This window comes from Streptomyces sp. NBC_01716 (genome assembly GCF_036248275.1).
Lineage (GTDB): Bacteria > Actinomycetota > Actinomycetes > Streptomycetales > Streptomycetaceae > Streptomyces.
Map to the genome: position 1 here is coordinate 6,274,136 of NZ_CP109181.1, position 15,900 is coordinate 6,290,035.

14 protein-coding genes and 1 riboswitch are annotated in these 15,900 nt (G+C 71.2%); of the genes, 4 read left to right on the forward strand and 10 right to left on the reverse strand.

The window, feature by feature from the left end:
• Positions 1–211: 211 nt before the first annotated feature.
• Entirely contained in the window at positions 212–865 is a 654-nt protein-coding gene (locus tag OIE74_RS27680) for an SCO2322 family protein (protein ID WP_329388298.1), read from the reverse strand.
• Positions 862–2,175 (reverse strand): prenyltransferase/squalene oxidase repeat-containing protein, encoded by a 1,314-nt coding sequence (locus tag OIE74_RS27685; RefSeq protein WP_329388301.1) that lies wholly within the window; start codon positions 2,173–2,175, stop codon positions 862–864. Before OIE74_RS27685 ends, OIE74_RS27680 begins: the two co-directional genes overlap by 4 nt.
• 160 nt (positions 2,176–2,335) lie before the next feature.
• A riboswitch (cobalamin riboswitch) is annotated at positions 2,336–2,408 on the reverse strand.
• Between the two features lie 400 nt (positions 2,409–2,808).
• Between OIE74_RS27685 and OIE74_RS27690 the strand changes: the two genes are divergently transcribed.
• Genes OIE74_RS27690 through OIE74_RS27700 form a run of 3 tightly spaced genes read left to right on the forward strand, consistent with a single transcriptional unit; the run spans position 2,809 to position 6,007 of the window.
• Complete coding sequence (locus OIE74_RS27690; RefSeq protein WP_329388303.1) at positions 2,809–4,131, forward strand: glycosyltransferase family 4 protein; 1,323 nt, start codon at positions 2,809–2,811, stop codon at positions 4,129–4,131.
• Between the two features lie 50 nt (positions 4,132–4,181).
• Positions 4,182–4,916: a class I SAM-dependent methyltransferase gene (locus OIE74_RS27695; protein WP_329388305.1), complete on the forward strand. Its 735-nt coding sequence runs from the start codon at positions 4,182–4,184 to the stop codon at positions 4,914–4,916.
• Complete coding sequence (locus OIE74_RS27700; RefSeq protein ID WP_329388307.1) at positions 4,913–6,007, forward strand: prenyltransferase/squalene oxidase repeat-containing protein; 1,095 nt, start codon at positions 4,913–4,915, stop codon at positions 6,005–6,007. Before OIE74_RS27695 ends, OIE74_RS27700 begins: the two co-directional genes overlap by 4 nt.
• Positions 6,008–6,045: 38 nt before the next feature.
• On the opposite strand, the gene OIE74_RS27705 is transcribed toward OIE74_RS27700, so the two are convergent.
• The 8 genes from OIE74_RS27705 to OIE74_RS27740 form a co-directional block, all read right to left on the reverse strand.
• The gene (locus OIE74_RS27705) at positions 6,046–6,339 is read right to left on the reverse strand and encodes a hypothetical protein (RefSeq protein ID WP_329388309.1); all 294 of its coding nucleotides are present in this window, start codon (positions 6,337–6,339) and stop codon (positions 6,046–6,048) included.
• An 81-nt stretch (positions 6,340–6,420) separates the two neighbouring features.
• Entirely contained in the window at positions 6,421–8,397 is a 1,977-nt protein-coding gene (locus OIE74_RS27710; protein ID WP_329388311.1) for an FAD/NAD(P)-binding protein, read from the reverse strand.
• 11 nt (positions 8,398–8,408) lie between these two features.
• Complete coding sequence (locus OIE74_RS27715; RefSeq protein WP_329388313.1) at positions 8,409–9,449, reverse strand: dipeptidase; 1,041 nt, start codon at positions 9,447–9,449, stop codon at positions 8,409–8,411.
• Between the two features lie 66 nt (positions 9,450–9,515).
• Complete coding sequence (locus OIE74_RS27720; RefSeq protein WP_329388315.1) at positions 9,516–10,322, reverse strand: ABC transporter permease; 807 nt, start codon at positions 10,320–10,322, stop codon at positions 9,516–9,518.
• Positions 10,319–11,263, reverse strand: coding sequence for an ABC transporter permease (locus OIE74_RS27725; RefSeq protein WP_329388317.1), 945 nt, complete (start codon positions 11,261–11,263; stop codon positions 10,319–10,321). The genes OIE74_RS27720 and OIE74_RS27725 overlap by 4 nt, the downstream gene beginning before the upstream one ends.
• On the reverse strand, positions 11,260–12,390 hold the full coding sequence (locus tag OIE74_RS27730; protein ID WP_329388320.1) for an ABC transporter ATP-binding protein: 1,131 nt from the start codon (positions 12,388–12,390) through the stop codon (positions 11,260–11,262). The genes OIE74_RS27725 and OIE74_RS27730 overlap by 4 nt, the downstream gene beginning before the upstream one ends.
• Positions 12,383–13,492 (reverse strand): ABC transporter substrate-binding protein, encoded by a 1,110-nt coding sequence (locus OIE74_RS27735; protein ID WP_329388322.1) that lies wholly within the window; start codon positions 13,490–13,492, stop codon positions 12,383–12,385. Before OIE74_RS27735 ends, OIE74_RS27730 begins: the two co-directional genes overlap by 8 nt.
• 83 nt (positions 13,493–13,575) lie before the next feature.
• Positions 13,576–14,724 (reverse strand): peroxidase-related enzyme, encoded by a 1,149-nt coding sequence (locus OIE74_RS27740; protein WP_329388324.1) that lies wholly within the window; start codon positions 14,722–14,724, stop codon positions 13,576–13,578.
• 376 nt (positions 14,725–15,100) lie between these two features.
• Between OIE74_RS27740 and OIE74_RS27745 the strand changes: the two genes are divergently transcribed.
• Positions 15,101–15,871, forward strand: a complete 771-nt coding sequence (locus OIE74_RS27745; protein ID WP_329388326.1) for a GntR family transcriptional regulator — start codon at positions 15,101–15,103, stop codon at positions 15,869–15,871.
• Positions 15,872–15,900 lie beyond the last annotated feature (29 nt).

The window sequence follows — 15,900 nt, forward strand, 5'->3', positions numbered from 1 at the left end:
GTCGCCCCTGTCGCGGCCGGTGCGGTCGGTGTCCGCGCGTGTGCGGTCGGGGACGTCCCGCCCTGCGTTGGTCGAGTCGCCGCCCGTGCGGTCCTCCCCGGCTCGACGCGCGCCAGCAGGCGCCCCGCCCGCGAGGTTCGGGTCCCCGCTCGCACCGCCGTCCCCGCCCCGTCCCGCGCCGCACGGCGCCCCGCCTCCGGCGGGCGGGACGTCAGGCGCGGCGACGGTGGGCCTGCCAGGTGGCGGCTGCCGCTAGGGCGAGGACCGCTGCCGCTCCGGCCAGGATGCCGAGCGTCGGGGTGGGCTCGTCGGTGGCCTCCTTGGGGGAAGCCGTCGGGGTCGGGGATTTCGCCGCCGAAATCTGGTCGCCGCAGCCCGACTTGGGGTAGCCGGTGATTCCGCACAGCAGCGCCGCGCTGTTGTAGCGCAGCGGCTTCGCCACCGCCGCCAGCGCGTCCGCGCTCGTCGCGTCCTCGTCCACCCGCGCGCACTCGGCCAGCGGCGCCGGCGGCTTCTCGCCGTTCGGGGCGTCCGCCTCCGTGCCCGGGTCGACCACCACCGCGACGCGCTTGCCGCCGGGCTTCGCGGGCGCGGACCCGCACACCGCCGCGAAGTCCGGGGCCTCGCGGGGCCTCGCCGCGTCCTGGCTGTCCGCGCTGACCGCGAAGCGGAAACCGTTCACCGTGCCGTCCGCAGGGCGGGCCGTCGCCGGGCCCTGCGTGGCGTACGTCCACGCCGCGCCGTCGTTCTCCCAGAAGGACCAGTAGCGGTAACCCGCCGCGTGCGCCGTCCCCGTACCCGGCACCGCCAGCAGGACGGCGGCGAGCAAGAGGCCCCGTATCACGGGCGAGGCGGCACCTCTCATGACCGGCGCCGCTTCGCCCGTACGACGAACACCGCCCAGATCGCCAGCGCGGCGACCAGCCCGACGGCGATCGTCCACAGGTTCCCGGACATGCTGCTTCTCTCTTCCTTCTGGTCCGCCAGGACCTTCTGCTGCTCGGCCGTCGTCAACGGCTTGGGCCCGATCCACTTGGGCGCGGGCCCCGTCGCGTTGAGGGCCTTGACCAGGTCGGTGCCGCCGAACTCGCGCGGGTCGGTGCTCGTCGTATGCGCGGCGAAGATCAACTGGGCGTACGCGGCGGGGCCGTTCTCCTTCGCCCACGCCGCCGAGTTCTTCTCCAGCCACTTCATCGCGCCCGCTGCCTGCTTGCCGTACCCGGCGGTCGTCAGCGCGACGACGGCGTCCGCCGTGTTGCCGTGGTCCGGCAGCGGCGCCGAGTCCGCGGCGCCGGGCATCGGCGGCTGGTCCAGGTGCCCCGTCCTGGCGAGCGCTTTCGCCAGATACGCCGCGCCGTTGCGCGCCGCACGCTCCGGCGTGCGCGGGTGCAGGTCCTGGCAGACCGGCGCGGCCCCCGGCTCGACGCCCGTCGTGACCATCCGCTTCCCGACCCCGCCGAGCAGAGCGGCGGCGGTGGCATCGGCGTTGGGGAGAAGTGCGCCGGACTTGTCCGGCTGGTACGCGAACGCGCCCGCGCCCTCCTTCGCGTCGCAGGGGATCGCGAAGCTCAGCAGCGCCTGGTACGGGGACCTGCCCTCCGTCGACAGCCTCTTGCCCACCGGGGCGCCGCCCGCGGCCAGCGCTCCTATCACCAGCGCCGTGGAGTTGGCGTCGCTGGGGGCGCCCGCGCTGTAGCCCCAGCCGCCGTCCTTGTTCTGCGCCGAGGCGAGCCAGCTGATGCCGTTGTTCATCGCGTCCGGGTGCGTGGTGAGCGCGGCCAGCATCTGCACGGCGGCGGCGGTCGAGTTGGTGTCGACGACCGTCGTCGCGTCGCACGGCTTCGTGGGATCGGGGCGGTACGCCGGGAACGCGCCGCTGTCGCACTGCTGGCCGAGCAGCCAGCTGACGGCGGAGTCGGCGGGCATGACGTTCACGGCGCGCTGCGCCAGCATGGCGAGCGACTGCCGCCAGACGCCGTCGTACGTCGGGTCTCCCGTGCCGTACATCCCGGTGGGGAGCTTCACCGGCGGCGCGGCGGGCGCCCGCCCGCCGGCGGCCGAGGCGTCGTCGGCCGGGGCGCCGAAGGCCGTGGAGGGGACGGCGGCCACGCACAGGACGGCGGCTGCGGCGAACGCTGCCGCGCTGCGCGCCGCGCGGCGGCGAACGGTGTTCATGGCGGGTGGGGCCTCTCCTGCGGGAACGCGGATACACGGGTACGCGGGGTACGCGAGAACCGGGCAGGCGCACAGAGGCACCAGGCTCCGGCTCCGTATGCCTCGACGGTGCCGGCCACCGGGGGTTTCCGGTGGCACGAGCCGGTCACGACCGCGTCCGGGGTGTTCCGACTCGCCGCCGGTGAGGGCGGCTCACGGTTGCGGGTCAGCGCCGGATTCACACCGGCTTCCCCCCGTACGGGCATGATGACGACCCGCTCACTCTACCGGCCACCTTTCCGGACGGCCCGGACCCCGTCGCCGCCCCTCCCGCCCCGCCGGGGACTCTCCCGCCACCGCCCCGTCGCCGTTTTCGTCCCCAAATCGCCGTACGGGCCGGACGAATCCGCCCGACGACCGGTCCACGGAAGTCATCTGACGGACCGTCAGTGACTGGCTCGCCTTAGCCCGCCCCGGCCGCCCCACCCGCCCCGGTCGTGGTACGAATCACCCCTGGACGCCCCTCTTCACGGCGCCGCCTGCCGGTAGATTCGAGGCTCGCGATGCCCTTCCGTCCACCCGACGGGAACTTGTTCCGGATTGACGCGAGCGGTTACGCTCCGGCGAAAGTGAAGTGAGAAGTGAGGGCCGAGAGTGACCGCTGAGGCCGTAGAGGCGGGTGCCCCCGCAGGGCCCGCGGGCACCTCCGGCGCGGCGGACGGGGACCGGCCGCTGCGCATAGCGCTCCTCACCTACAAGGGCAACCCCTTCTGCGGCGGCCAGGGCGTCTACGTACGACACCTCTCACGCGAGCTGGCCCGTCTCGGTCACCATGTCGAGGTCATCGGCGCCCAGCCCTACCCCGTACTCGACGAGGGCGTCCCGCTCACCGAACTCGGCAGTCTCGACCTCTACCGGCAGCCCGACCCGTTCCGGACACCGGGGCGCGGCGAGTACCGCGACTGGATCGACGCCATCGAAGTCGCCACCATGTGGACAGGCGGCTTTCCCGAGCCGCTGACCTTCTCGCTGCGGGCCCGCCGCCATCTGGCCGCCCGCCGGGGCGAGTTCGACGTTGTGCACGACAACCAGACCCTCGGCTACGGGCTCCTCGGCGACCTCGGCGCACCCCTGGTCACCACCATCCACCACCCCATCACCGTCGACCGGCAGTTGGAGATCGACGCCGCCGCCGGGCGGCTCGCCCGCGCCTCCGTACGCCGCTGGTACGCCTTCACCCGCATGCAGAAGCGCGTCGCGCGCCGGCTGCCGTCGGTCGTCACCGTCTCCGGGAGCTCGAAGCAGGAGATCACCGACCATCTCGGGGTACGGCACGACCGGATCAAGGTCGTGCACATAGGCGCCGACACGCGCCTGTTCTCGCCGGACCCCGCCGTTCCCGAGATCCCGGGCCGGATCGTCACCACCTCCAGCGCCGACGTACCGCTCAAGGGCCTCGTCCATCTTGTCGAGGCGCTGGCCAAGCTCCGTACGGGGAATCCCGGGGCGCATCTCGTGGTCGTCGGCAAGCGCGCCGAGGACGGGCCCGTCCACCGGGCCATCGAGACACACGGGCTCGGCGACGCCGTCCAGTTCGTCAAGGGCATCTCCGACGCCGAGCTGGTCGACCTCGTACGCGGCGCGCAGATCGCCTGCGTGCCGTCCCTGTACGAGGGTTTCTCCCTGCCCGCCGCGGAGGCCATGGCCACCGGCACCCCGCTGGTCGCCACCACCGGCGGCGCGATCCCCGAGGTCTCGGGGGCCGACGGCGAGACCTGTCTGGCGGTGCCGCCCGGCGACGCGGACGCGCTCGCAGGCGCGCTCAACAGGCTGCTGAACGACCGGGAGTTGCGCGAGCGGCTCGGCGCCGCGGGGCGCGAGCGGGTGCTGCGCCGGTTCACCTGGGCGCGCGCCGCCGAGGGCACCGCCGAGCTGTACCGTGCGGCCGTCGCCGCCCGCGCTGGGGCAGCCCGCTGATCCCGCAACTCCCTCCACCCCCCATCCCCGACCCGCGAAAGCAGGAACTCGTGCTGACCGTGGACTTCTCCCGTTTCCCGCTCGCCGCCGGCGACCGGGTGCTCGATCTGGGGTGCGGCGCGGGCCGGCACGCCTTCGAGTGCTACCGGCGCGGCGCCCAGGTCGTGGCCCTCGACCGGAACGGTGCGGAGATCCGCGAGGTCGCCACCTGGTTCGCCGCGATGAAGGAGACCGGGGAGGCGCCGCCCGGCGCCACCGCCACCGCGATGGAGGGGGACGCGCTCAACCTCCCCTTCCCCGACGAGTCCTTCGACGTCGTGATCATCTCCGAGGTCATGGAGCACATCCCCGACGACAAGGGTGTGCTCGCCGAGATGGTCCGCGTTCTGCGGCCCGGCGGCCGGATCGCCGTGACCGTGCCGCGTTACGGCCCCGAGAAGGTCTGCTGGACGCTCTCCGACGCGTACCACGAGGTCGAGGGCGGCCATATCCGGATCTACAAGGCCGACGAACTCCTCGGCCGGATGCGGGAGGCCGGGCTCCGGCCGTACGGCACCCATCACGCGCACGCCCTGCACTCGCCCTACTGGTGGCTCAAATGCGCCTTCGGCGTGGACAACGACCAGGTGCTGCCCGTGCGCGCGTATCACAAGCTGCTCGTCTGGGACATCATGAAGAAGCCGTTCGCGACGCGCTTCGCCGAGCAACTGCTCAACCCGGTCGTCGGCAAGAGCTTCGTCGCCTACGCCACCAAGCCGCACCTGCCGACGGCGGCGGGCAAGTGACCTTGCCCGGTCGCGGCCCCGACAGCACCGAACACCTCGTCCTGCCGGGTGTCCTGACGGCGGATCAGGCGGCGGAGACCGTCGCCGGCATCCTCGCCGTCCAGCGCCCCGACGGTGCCATCCCATGGTTTCGCGGCCACCATCTCGACCCGTGGGACCACACCGAGGCCGCCATGGCGCTCGACGCGTCCGGCGAACACGAGGCGGCGGCGCGCGCGTACGAGTGGCTGGCCCGGCATCAGAACGAGGACGGGTCCTGGTACGCCGCCTACCACGACGGCGACTGGGCCCGGCCGACCGATTCGAGCCGCGAGACCAACTTCTGCGCCTATCCCGCCGTCGGGGTCTGGCACCACTATCTGGCCACCGGCGACGAAACGTTCCTCGACCGGATGTGGCCCGTGGTGCACTCCGCCGTCGAGTTCGTCCTCGAACTCCAGCGGCCCGGCGGGCAGATCGGCTGGAAGCGCGAGGCCGACGGCACCGCCGTCGACGACGCGCTGCTCACCGGCAGTTCGTCCGTGCACCAGGCGCTGCGGTGCGCGCTCGCCATCGCCGAGGAGCGTGAAGAGGCTCAGCCCGACTGGGAGTTGGCGGCCGGATCGCTCGCGCACGCGATCCGTGAGCACCCCGAAAGGTTCCTGGACAAGAGCCGCTACTCGATGGACTGGTACTACCCGGTCCTCGGTGGCGCGATGACCGGGACACAGGCGAAGGCCCGTATCGAGGAAGGCTGGGACCAGTTCGTCGTCCCCGGACTCGGGGTGCGCTGCGTGCTGCCCAACCCGTGGGTCACCGGCGGCGAGAGCTGTGAACTCGCCATGGCGCTCTGGGTGGTGGGCGAGTCCGACCGCGCGCTCGACGTACTCCAGTCCATCAGGCATCTGCGTGCGGACGACGGAATGTACTGGACGGGGTATGTCTTCGAGGGCAAGAAGGCTTTCTGGCCGGAGGAGTTGACCAGCTGGACGGCGGCATCACTGCTGCTGGCCGTGGCCGCGCTCGGGGGAGACGAGGCGACCACGGCGGTCTTCAGCGGTGAGAGGCTGCCGTCCGGGCTGGAGCCGGACTGCTGCGAACGGGTGGGCTGAGTCGGCCTTCTGACGCTGTGTCAGGGTGCGGACCGGCGTCAGATACGGCGCAGCCGGCCGGCCAGCCCGTGGCCGATGAGCAGGTACACCACGGCCGCGAGACCGTAACCGGACACCACCCGCGCCCATGCCTCGTCGAAGGTGAACAGGTCGTAGGACCAGCCGGCGAGCCAGCGCGCCGCGTCCTGGACGAAGTTCACCAGGTCGTTGGCGCGGTTGGCGTCCAGCAGGTACATCAGAATCCACAGGCCCAGGATGAAGGCCATGACATCCGCGATCACGATGAGGACCGTGGCTGCCGCACTGCTTCCACTGCGTTGACGTGTAGCCATGACGACCGTGTTGCCGCTCCGGGGCGGGTGAAACCTCGGAACAGCCGGTCCAAGGTATCTGCCACGGCAAGCCCGAGCAGATCACGCAGGCGTACCGCGAGGGCCGGGAGGACCAGCTCGGCGAGTCGGTGCGGCAGACAGAGCGTCGGCCCCGGGCCGGCCCGCGCATTCTCGCGACGTTCCTCCGCGATGAGTGTCGGGCACCCCCACCGCTCGGTCGACCGCCGCCTTCAGGGCGGAGCGGGCGATCGAATCGGCCTGACGGAACATCTCGGCGTTGGCACGTGCCCGTGCTCCGATCGCCGTGTTCCACTGGACACCCTCCACCGGGATGCCGAACGCGAACAGGTGCGGATGCGGTTGTCCCGTGGCGCTGCGCACCCGCAGATCAGATCCGGCCACATCAAGAGATCCCGTCGCCGTCGACGAGTCTCCCGAGCCCGCCATGTGCGGGCGGGCCAGGCCCGAGGCGACCAGTCCGCGCAGCAACGGGTCGGCGGTCAGGGCCAGATCGGATCCCGGCAGCCAGGCGTCCAGCAGGGCACGCGCCCGCGCCGGAGGGCCGTCCGTGGTCGGGGAGGTGGCCACGAAGAGGCCCGCCGCCGTGTCGACGGTGACGGTCGGCCGCGCCCCCACGAACTCGACGACGCCGGCCTCGTGCAGGGCGATCAGCTCGGCGATCCTGCCGGCGGGCGGGCCGCTGGAGACATGTGCCCCGAAGGACCGGAACCAGGACAGTTCGCGGTACGAGGGACCGGTCAGTACCCCCGCGGCGACGACCCGCCGTACCTGCCCCTTCACCGCCGCGACCGCCGCGGCGGCAGCTTTGAGCGGGCTGTGCCGCGGATCCCGGGCCGCTGCCAGGTCCTCGCGCAGCCGCTCCGCCAGCCACGCTCCGAACGCCGTCCGGTCGGTGAACCGCAGGTCGGCCAGCGGCCGGTCGAGGTCCAGCAGGTCGAAACGGTCGGCGGGATCGTACAGGCTCTCCGAGAGCAGTTCCGCCCACGCGTCGGATCCGTGGCCGACTGCCGCGTACCGCTCCAGGAAGACCTCGGCTGTCAGCCGCGTGGCATCGGGGCGGCTCTCCAGGAGCGTCCCGTACCAGGCCGCTCCCGCCTCCTTCGCGATCAGCGGCCACACCTCGGCCATGAAACCCACCGTGCCCGGCTCCCGCGCGGTCAGCCGCTGGACCGCCGTGTTGTCGAAGAAGCGGAGGCTGTGGCCCGTCGGCATACGGCCCGGCACGTGGTTTCGTGCCAGGTACGGAACGCCCCGGCCCGAGCCGGCGAGGAACAGAGGCTCGCGGCCGGACGGCCGATAGCGCAGCCGGCCGTCCGGGCCGTTCTGTTCGAAGCTGCCGCCGCGCCCGGAGGTGAGAACTGTCAACTGGTCGAAGAAGTTCAGCGCCAGGCCCCGAACGAGAACCGGTTCCTTCGGCGCCAGCAGGTCGAGCCGGGTTTCATGGGGGTGGCCGGGGGTGAGGTGCAGTAGCCCGAACCGCCGTGCGGCCGTGGTGAGTTCGCGCCCCTCGGGTGACGGCCGCTGATCGGTGTGACCGGTGGCGAGCACCACCGCGTCGACGAGCAGGACGGTACCGTCGTCGAGCCGCAGCCGCAGCCGGCCTCCCGAAACCTCGTCGAGTCCCACCGCGCGCGTCGCATGAGGGACGAACCGCACGGCTGGGGCCGCGGCCCGGGTGATCCGTTCATGGGACCAGGCCAGATAGCGGCCCATGAGCGCTCGGCTGGGATGCTCCCACTCCGCGAGGCCGCGCGCGTGGTCGCGCGCCCACTCCATGAGGGTGGGCCCGGTCGTCGCGGGGCCCTCCATCCGTACGGTGTCGTCGGGGAAGGCGGTGGCGTGCCCGGCGACGGTGTTCATCAGCAGCTGCTCAGGCTGTCCGGGATCCCAGACCCGGCCGGCGCCGGGCGTGAACGGTTCCACGACGTGCAGTTCTGCCGGAGTGCCCGCCCAGGGCCCTGTGGGACCGAGGTTCGCCGTGAGGCGTTCCAGTACGGCTGTGCCGCGCGGCCCGGCTCCGACGACCGCGACGCTCACCGGGTGCGGTGTCACGCTCGCGTGTCCCAGATTACCGAGAGGACCCGGTGCATATTGCCGCCGAGAACCTTGGTGATGTCCTGCGGGCTGTAGCCGCGGCCGACAAGAAGCTCGGTGATGAGGGGAAGGTCGGCAGGTGTACCGAGCCCCTCGGGGTGGATGCGGTCGAGGTCGAGGTCCTCGCCGACGATCGGGATCTCCGGGTAGAGCCGGCGGACGCGCGCCATGCCCTCGCGGGAGTACTTGCGCTCGTCGCCGACGTCCGTGCCGACGATGACATGGTCGATGCCCACCAACTCGACCAGATAGTCGATGTTGTCGGCGAACACCTCGGCGCCCGGACGCCGCGTCAGACCGTCGGGAGTGAGGAACCCGGACTTCGCCGCCAGGCCGAACACACCGCCGCGCGCGGCCAGTTCACGAACCACGACATCGCTCTTGTTGCGCGGGCTGTCGACGAAGTGCGTCAGGCCCGCGTGGGTGACGAGGACGGGCTTCTCGGAGACCTCGATCGTCTCAAGCGTGGAGCGCTCGCCGGTGTGCGACAGGTCGAGGGCGACGCCGAGGCGGTTGCTCTCCTTGACGAGGGCGCGGCCGAAGCGGCTCAGTCCGCCGTTGGCGCTCTCGCCGCTCCCGTCACCCGCGAAGTTCCGGTTCTGGTACGTCAGTCCCATGAAGCGCAGCCCCAACTGGTACAGCGCTTCCAGCCGCCACAGGTCCTCGCCGACCGGCTTGCTGTCCTCGAACCCGGCGAACCACGCGACACCGCCCGCGGCCTTGGCGCGGGCGACGTCATCGAGGCCGAAGGCCTGGAAGACCCGCCCGTCGGTCTCCGTCAGTCGCCGCTGCCAGCCGACGATGGCCGAGGCCGCCGCGTCGTAGCCCTGGGAGATGGAGACCGCGTGGTTGATCGCCGTGACCCCGGAGACGGCGAGCTTGCCGAGGTACGTCTCGTCCGCCCAGGAGAGCGGAGTGCAGTCGAGCGCGTTGAAGACGACGCTGTCTCGGTGCAGTGCGGTGGGGTCGAGGGGCTGCGCCGGAGTGACGGACACGGTGGATCTCCTTGGAACGGGGTGGGGCGGGTCGGACCGCTTGAAGGACCGGCCCTCTCAGCCGGACTAGCCGGATCGCAGTGTGCGGCGCAGGCCGAGGCCGCGCTCCACGAGGACGACGACAACGACGGAGAGCAGCACCAGAAGGACGGAGAGCGAGGCCACCGACGGGTCGCTGCGGTACTCGACGTACTGCAGGACGGCCACCGGCAGCGGGACGGTGTTCTGCCCGGAGACGAAGAGCGAGATGACGGTCTCGTCGAAGGACAGCAGGAAGGCGATGATGCCGCCGGAGAAGAGGCCGGGCCGGATGGTCGGCAGGGTGATCCGCCAGAAGGTCATGAGCCCGCTCGCGCCGAGCGTACGGGCGGCTTCCTCGGCGCTCGGGTCCGCGGACACCAAGGAGGCGGAGACCGTACGTACGACATAGGGCACGGTCACACCCAGATGCGCCAGGATCAGCCCCCAGTAGGTGTCGGTGAGCGGGATCGGCGCCAGGATCAGCAGCAGCGCGAGCCCGAGCACGATATGCGGCACCAGCAGCGGCGAGAGGAAGACCGCTTCGATGGCGCTCCGGCCCCGGAAGCGCAGTCTGGTCAGCGCGAGCGCCGCCGGAACACCCGTCACCATGGCCAGCAGCGCGGTCGCCGCGGCCGTGACGCCGCTGACCTGGAAGCCCGCGCGGAAGGATTCGTTGGCGAATACCTGCCGGTAGGCGTCGAGGCCGAAGCCCTCCGGCGGGAACCGCAGATAGGACGAGGTGTCGAAGGACTCCACGAGCACGATGAGGATGGGTGCGAGAAGGAACAGATACAGGCCGGTGAGGACGACGGCCCACACGGCCCGGGTCGGGGTCAGGCGGCGCGAGTTCATGAACGTGCCTCCTGCGGCCCGGTGAATCGGGCTTCGAGGACTCTCTGTGCCCACAGATAGAGCGTGATGACCACACCGAACACGGCGAGCAGCAGCACCGAGAGCACCGCGGCCACCGGCCAGTTGAGGCTGGTGATGGCCTGGTCGTAGATCTCGGTGGCCAGGACGAAGACGCGTCCGCCGCCGATGAGCCGGGGCGTGACATAGCCGCTGAGACTGAGGACGAACACCAGCAGCGCGGCGGTGAGTACGCCCGGCAGAGTCAACGGCAGCACGATCCGGCGGAACACCGTACGACGGGGCGCGCCCAGTGAGGCGGCGGCGTGCTCCAGCGCCGGATCGAGCCGCCCGAAGCCGCTGATCATCGCCAGGATGGCGAACGGCATGTAGATCTCTGTCGAGGCGATGACCACACCGGTGAGGTTGTTGGCCAGATGCAGTGGGCTGTCGATCAGTCCGAGACCGTTCAGGGTCTTGTTGATGACGCCTTGGCTGCCGAGGATCGCCATCCAGCCGAAAGTGCGCGCCACCGAGGAGATCAGCAGCGGTGTGACCGCGAGCGCGACGAGCAGGCTCCGCCACCGGCTGGTGGTACGGGCCAGAAACAGCGCCACCGGATAGGAGACGACGAGGGTGAAGAAGGTGACGAGGACACCGAGTTCGACCGTCTGCCCGATGACGTTCCAGTAGTGGCCGCTGCCGAGTACGTCGGCGAACGTGGCGAGGGAGACGGTCTGCAGGATGAGTCCACCTTCTCCCGCCTCGTTGAGCGACATGCGCAGCACCCACACCAGCGGTAGCGCGTACGTCAGCAGCAGGGCCAGCAGCCCCGGCAACAGCAGGGCCAGTGCCAGGCGTGCGGGACCGCGCCGGCGTGTGGGGGTCTTCCCGGATTCCGGGGGTGCCGGGGGCGCCTTCGCGGGTACGGAGTCCGCCGTCATGACCGGCGCTCCCCGCTTTCCTCTACCGCGGAGATCAGCCGTGGGGCCTCCGGGTCCCAGGAGAGCTCCACCTCGGCGCCGGGACCGAACGACTCCAGCGTCCCAGTGGGTCGTTCGACGTCCAGCACGGGGCCGTCAACGCCCACGCGCACCCGGTAGGCCACCGTCTCGCCGGCGTATCCCGCGGACAGCACCGTGCCACGGGCTCCGCCGCTGCCGGGAGCGGCGGAGCTGAGGGCGATCCGGTGCGGGCGCAGCATCACCGTGGCCGTGCGACCCCTGTCCACGCCGGCGCCCGCCGCGGAAACCCTTCCGAGGCCAGGCAGTTCGACCAGGGCCCGGTCCCCGTCCTGGTCGCCGACCGGGCCGTCGAGCAGGTTGGCACGGCCCACGAACCCCGCCACGAACGGGCGCGAGGGCCGTTCGTAGATGTCCTCAGGGGTGCCCACCTGCTCGATCAGGCCGTGGTTCATGACGGCGACACGGTCGGCCATGGACAGGGCTTCCTGCTGGTCGTGCGTGACGAAGACGGTGGTGACGCCGGTCTCGCGCTGGATCCGGCAGATCTCGTCGCGCATCGCGGAGCGCAGCTGGGCGTCCAGATTCGACAGAGGTTCGTCGAGGAGGAGTACGGCGGGTTCCACGACCAGCGCGCGGGCCAGCGCGACGCGCTGCTGCTGTCCGCCGGAGAGCTGCGAGATACGCCGGCCGGCGAGATGACCGAGCCGCACCAGACTCAGAGCGTCGTCCACGCGGCGCTTCACGTCCACCTTGGAAATCTTCCGCATCTCCAGGCCGAAGGCGATGTTGCGGGCCACGTCCAGGTGCGGGAAGAGCGCGTACGACTGGAAGACCACGCCCATGTCGCGGCGGTGCACCGGGGCGACCGTGATGTCGCGGCCGTCGACCCGTACGGTCCCCGCGGTGGGCGGGACCAGGCCGGCGATCATGCGTAGTGTGGTCGACTTCCCGCAGCCCGAGGGACCGAGGACGGCGAGCATCCGGCCGCGCTCCACGGAGAGGTCGATGCCGCGCACGGCGGCGCCGTCCTTGCCGGGATAGGTCTTGGCCAGACCTTCGAGCACCAGGTGCCCGGCGCCGCCGTCGTGGGACTTCGTGTCACCCACCGATGACCTCCTGCTTGATGCGGTCGACCCAGCCGGTGTAGCGGGTGGTGAGCCAGTTCCAGTCGACGGGGATCTGGTTCTTCTGCTGCTCGGGGGAGGCCTGGGTGCGGTTCTCGGTGTCGGCGGCGAGCTTGACGTCCTTGTTCACGGGTGCGTAGAAGGCCTCGTCGTCGAACGCTTTCTGCGCCTCGGCGCCGATCGCGTAGTTGATGAACTTCTGTGCCGCCGCGGTGTTCTGGGACTTGTTGACCAGGTTGATGGTGTTGACCTGGGTGACCGTGCCCTCCTTGGGGAGGACCGGCTGTACGACTCCGCCGGACGAGTCCTTGTAGTACTGGCCGCGCGCGTTCCAGCCGACGGCGATGTCCGCGTCGCCCGACTGGATCGCGGTGTAGACATCGGGCGAGGGCTGCCAGGTCTGGACGCCGGGGGACAACTGCTTGAGCTTGTCGATCGCCGGATCGATGTCCTGCTTGTAGTCGGCCTGCAGGATCTTCTCCAAAGCGACGATCAGGGCCACTCCCCGGGTGTCCGCGATGGGCATCGCCAGCTTGCCCTTGTACTCGGCGTTCCAGAGGTCGTTCCAGCTGGTCGGCGCCTTCTTGACGTTCTTGGTGTTGAAGAGGACGGAGAGGCTGTCGAACGTGACGGCCGGCCCGTGGCCGTCCTTGCTCTTCGCGGCGTCGACGAGCTGGGCGAGGTTGGGCACCTTCGACGTGTCGAGTGGGGCGAACAGCTTCTCCTTGTTGGCCGTCGGCGCCACGGAGCTGTCCATGAGGGCGACGTCGGCGACCGGGCGCGCGGTGCTCGCGCGCAGCTTGGCCAGCACCTCGGTGGAGTTCTGAATCGGTACGTACTTGACCGTGATGTTCGGGTTGGCCTTCTCGAAGGGCTTGATCACGGTCTTGGTGAAGGCGTCCTGGAACGTGCCGTAGAAGCCCATGAAGGTGACGGTCTGCTTGCCGCCGGAGTCGCCGGAGCCACCGGACGGCGAGGTGGCGGAGGACGAGCAGGCCGTCGCCAGCAGCGCGGTGCTGGTCAGTACGGCGGCGGTGAGCGCGGGACGCAGGGAAGTGCGCGAGGAAGTGCGGAGGGAAGGCATGACGGTCTCCGGTCGGACGGGGATCGGAAGGGAGCGGACCACGAGCGCGGGGCGACGCCGGGCCGGAGCCCACGGGGGGACGGCTATGCGTCGCCTGCCCGTGAGGCCCGGCCCGACGTCTGGCTACAGGACTCCCGTGCGTCGTTGCGCGGGATGCCGCTGCGCGGAATGTCAGAGTCCGGCTGCCGCACGGGGTGTGCGTCGCCGAGGACCAGCATCAGACGGTTGGCCCAGCCGAAGAGCGCTACGGCGTGCACCAGGTCCGTGAGTTCGGCCTCGTCCAGCCCGGCCGCCCGGAGCGCGTGCACATCCTCGGCGCTGCCACGGGGCGGTGTGCGGGTCTGGGCTTCCGCGAAGCGGGCGATGGCCCGGCCGCGGGCGTCGTCGGCGGCGAGCCCGTCGCCTCCGCCGCTGAGGACGCGCTGGGCGGCGGCCTGGTCGCGGGACAGTTGCGCGTACTTGCGGCCGTGTACGGAGGCGCAGTACACGCAGCCGTTGGCCCGGGACACCAGCAGGGTCGCCAGCTCGCGTTCGGCCCGCGGCAGACCGCCGCGGCCGTACATGACGGCGTTGTAGACATGGGTCCGGTGGTCGAGCGCGGCCGGGTCGTGGAGCAGCGTCCGGTAGTACGGCGAGGTGACCGACAGGGTGGTGTGCGCGTCGATCACGGCTTGCTGCTCGGCGGTGAGCGCAGCGGCGTCGACCGAGGATATTCGCGGGCGCCAGGTCAGCTCGTCCAGGGTGAGGCGCTCCGCCCCGGGCGCGTGCGGCGCAGCCGGAGGCGGAGCGGGTATGTAGGTGGTCTCGGCCGCCGGGTGTCCGGCCAGCACGGCGAGGCCGGAGACGACGCGGGCCTCGTACGAGACGAAGGCGCAGATCTGCGCGAGTGCGACGACGGCCGGTGCGTCCAGCCCCTGTTCGGTCAGGCCACGCAGGACGTCGGGACCGGCCAGGCCCGGTGCGAGAGTGACGCGGTCGGTGAAGTCGTGGACGGCCGCCGTCAGGGAGGGGGCCGGGTCCGGGGCGACGCGCGGTGCCGCGGGTGCCATGGCCCGGTACTCCGCGGCGAGCCGGGGCTGTCCCGCCAGTTCGGCGGCGCGGGCGGCGGCCGAGATCCGCAGCCGGGGCGTGAGGATCTCCACGGCCCCCGGGGATCGCGGAGTGAGCAGGACGCGACGGGAGGCGGCCGTGTGCTCGCTCAGCCCGGCGCGGTGCCGCGTGCCGTCGCTCATGGTCGTCCTCCTCACCATCGCGTGCCTGTCCAACGCGTGTCTGTCCACGGCCGCGTCCGGCTGGTAAGACGCGCCTGCCGGACAGAAGGTGAAAGTTAGCTCCGCACAGGGCCCTGTGCAAAGCCCCTGCCGCCTGGAACAGGGCTGCTCAGAGGGTCCGCGCGGCTCCATCGGCGGCCTGTGGGCGCCGGGCACTTGATGCAACAGGTCCCGCTTGGGCGTGGCACACTGCGTGGGAAAGTGGATTATCGGCCTCACCTGATGCACCAAGTACTCGGTGAGCCTTCCGGAAGATCCGTTTCGGGTGCTCTCCGGTGGGTCTGACCCCAGGGAAAACCTCTCACATATTGAGACGCGGCCCGGAAAGTGAGACACGATGGCCGTCGCCGCTTATCAGGTGGTCGCGGAAGACCTTCGGCGCCGTATCGAGGAGGGCGAGTTCACGCCCGGCGACCCGCTCCCGTCGCGCGCCGATCTCTCCCGCGCCTACGGCGTCGGCTCGAACGTCGCGGCTGCCGCGGTACGCGTCCTCGTCGCGGAGGGCCTGGTCAAAGGGCGTGCGGGGCTCGGCGTGTTCGTACGGGAGCAGCCCTCCTCCAGGACGATGGCCAGGTCGTGGACCCATGAACGCCTGCAGGGCAGGCTCGCGGTCACGGGGTACGGGCGCGATGTCACGGACGACGACGGCCGTTCGGTCCGTGGCACCCCTCGCTCCACCACGGGTGAGGCCCCGCGGGAGATCGCCCGGCGCCTCGGCGTCCCCGCCGCCGAAGCGGTGATCCGCAGCGAGTACCTGATCACCCGGGACGGCAGACCGGCCATGTTCTGCGTCAGCTGGGAGCCCCTCGGCATCACCGGGGGCACAGCCGTCTCCCTCCCCGGAGCGGGCCCCATGGCGGGCAGCAGCGTCGTGGCCCGTATGTCGTACATCGGCCTCCAGATCACACGCTCGACCGAGACCGTGACGGCCCGCACCGCCACCCGCGGGGAGGCGGACGTACTCGATCTGACTCCCGGCGCACCCGTCGCCGCCATCGAGCGCACGTACTACGCGGGGGAGCGCCCTCTGGAGACCGCGGACCTCGTCGTACCGGGCGAACGTTTCCGGCTCGCGTACGAGATCCCCGCCGAGCCCGCCGACGGCTGAGGAAGACCGGGCCTCAGGGCGGGGCGCGC

Bases quoted from the DNA above. Each gene is read 5' to 3' on its own strand.
- OIE74_RS27680 (WP_329388298.1), bottom strand. From the start codon at position 865: ATGAGAGGTGCCGCCTCGCCCGTGATACGGGGCCTCTTGCTCGCCGCC.
- OIE74_RS27685 (WP_329388301.1), bottom strand. From the start codon at position 2,175: ATGAACACCGTTCGCCGCCGCGCGGCGCGCAGCGCGGCAGCGTTCGCC.
- OIE74_RS27705 (WP_329388309.1), bottom strand. From the start codon at position 6,339: ATGGCTACACGTCAACGCAGTGGAAGCAGTGCGGCAGCCACGGTCCTC.
- OIE74_RS27720 (WP_329388315.1), bottom strand. From the start codon at position 10,322: ATGAACTCGCGCCGCCTGACCCCGACCCGGGCCGTGTGGGCCGTCGTC.
- OIE74_RS27725 (WP_329388317.1), bottom strand. From the start codon at position 11,263: ATGACGGCGGACTCCGTACCCGCGAAGGCGCCCCCGGCACCCCCGGAA.
- OIE74_RS27735 (WP_329388322.1), bottom strand. From the start codon at position 13,492: ATGCCTTCCCTCCGCACTTCCTCGCGCACTTCCCTGCGTCCCGCGCTC.
- OIE74_RS27740 (WP_329388324.1), bottom strand. From the start codon at position 14,724: ATGAGCGACGGCACGCGGCACCGCGCCGGGCTGAGCGAGCACACGGCC.
- OIE74_RS27745 (WP_329388326.1), top strand. From the start codon at position 15,101: ATGGCCGTCGCCGCTTATCAGGTGGTCGCGGAAGACCTTCGGCGCCGT.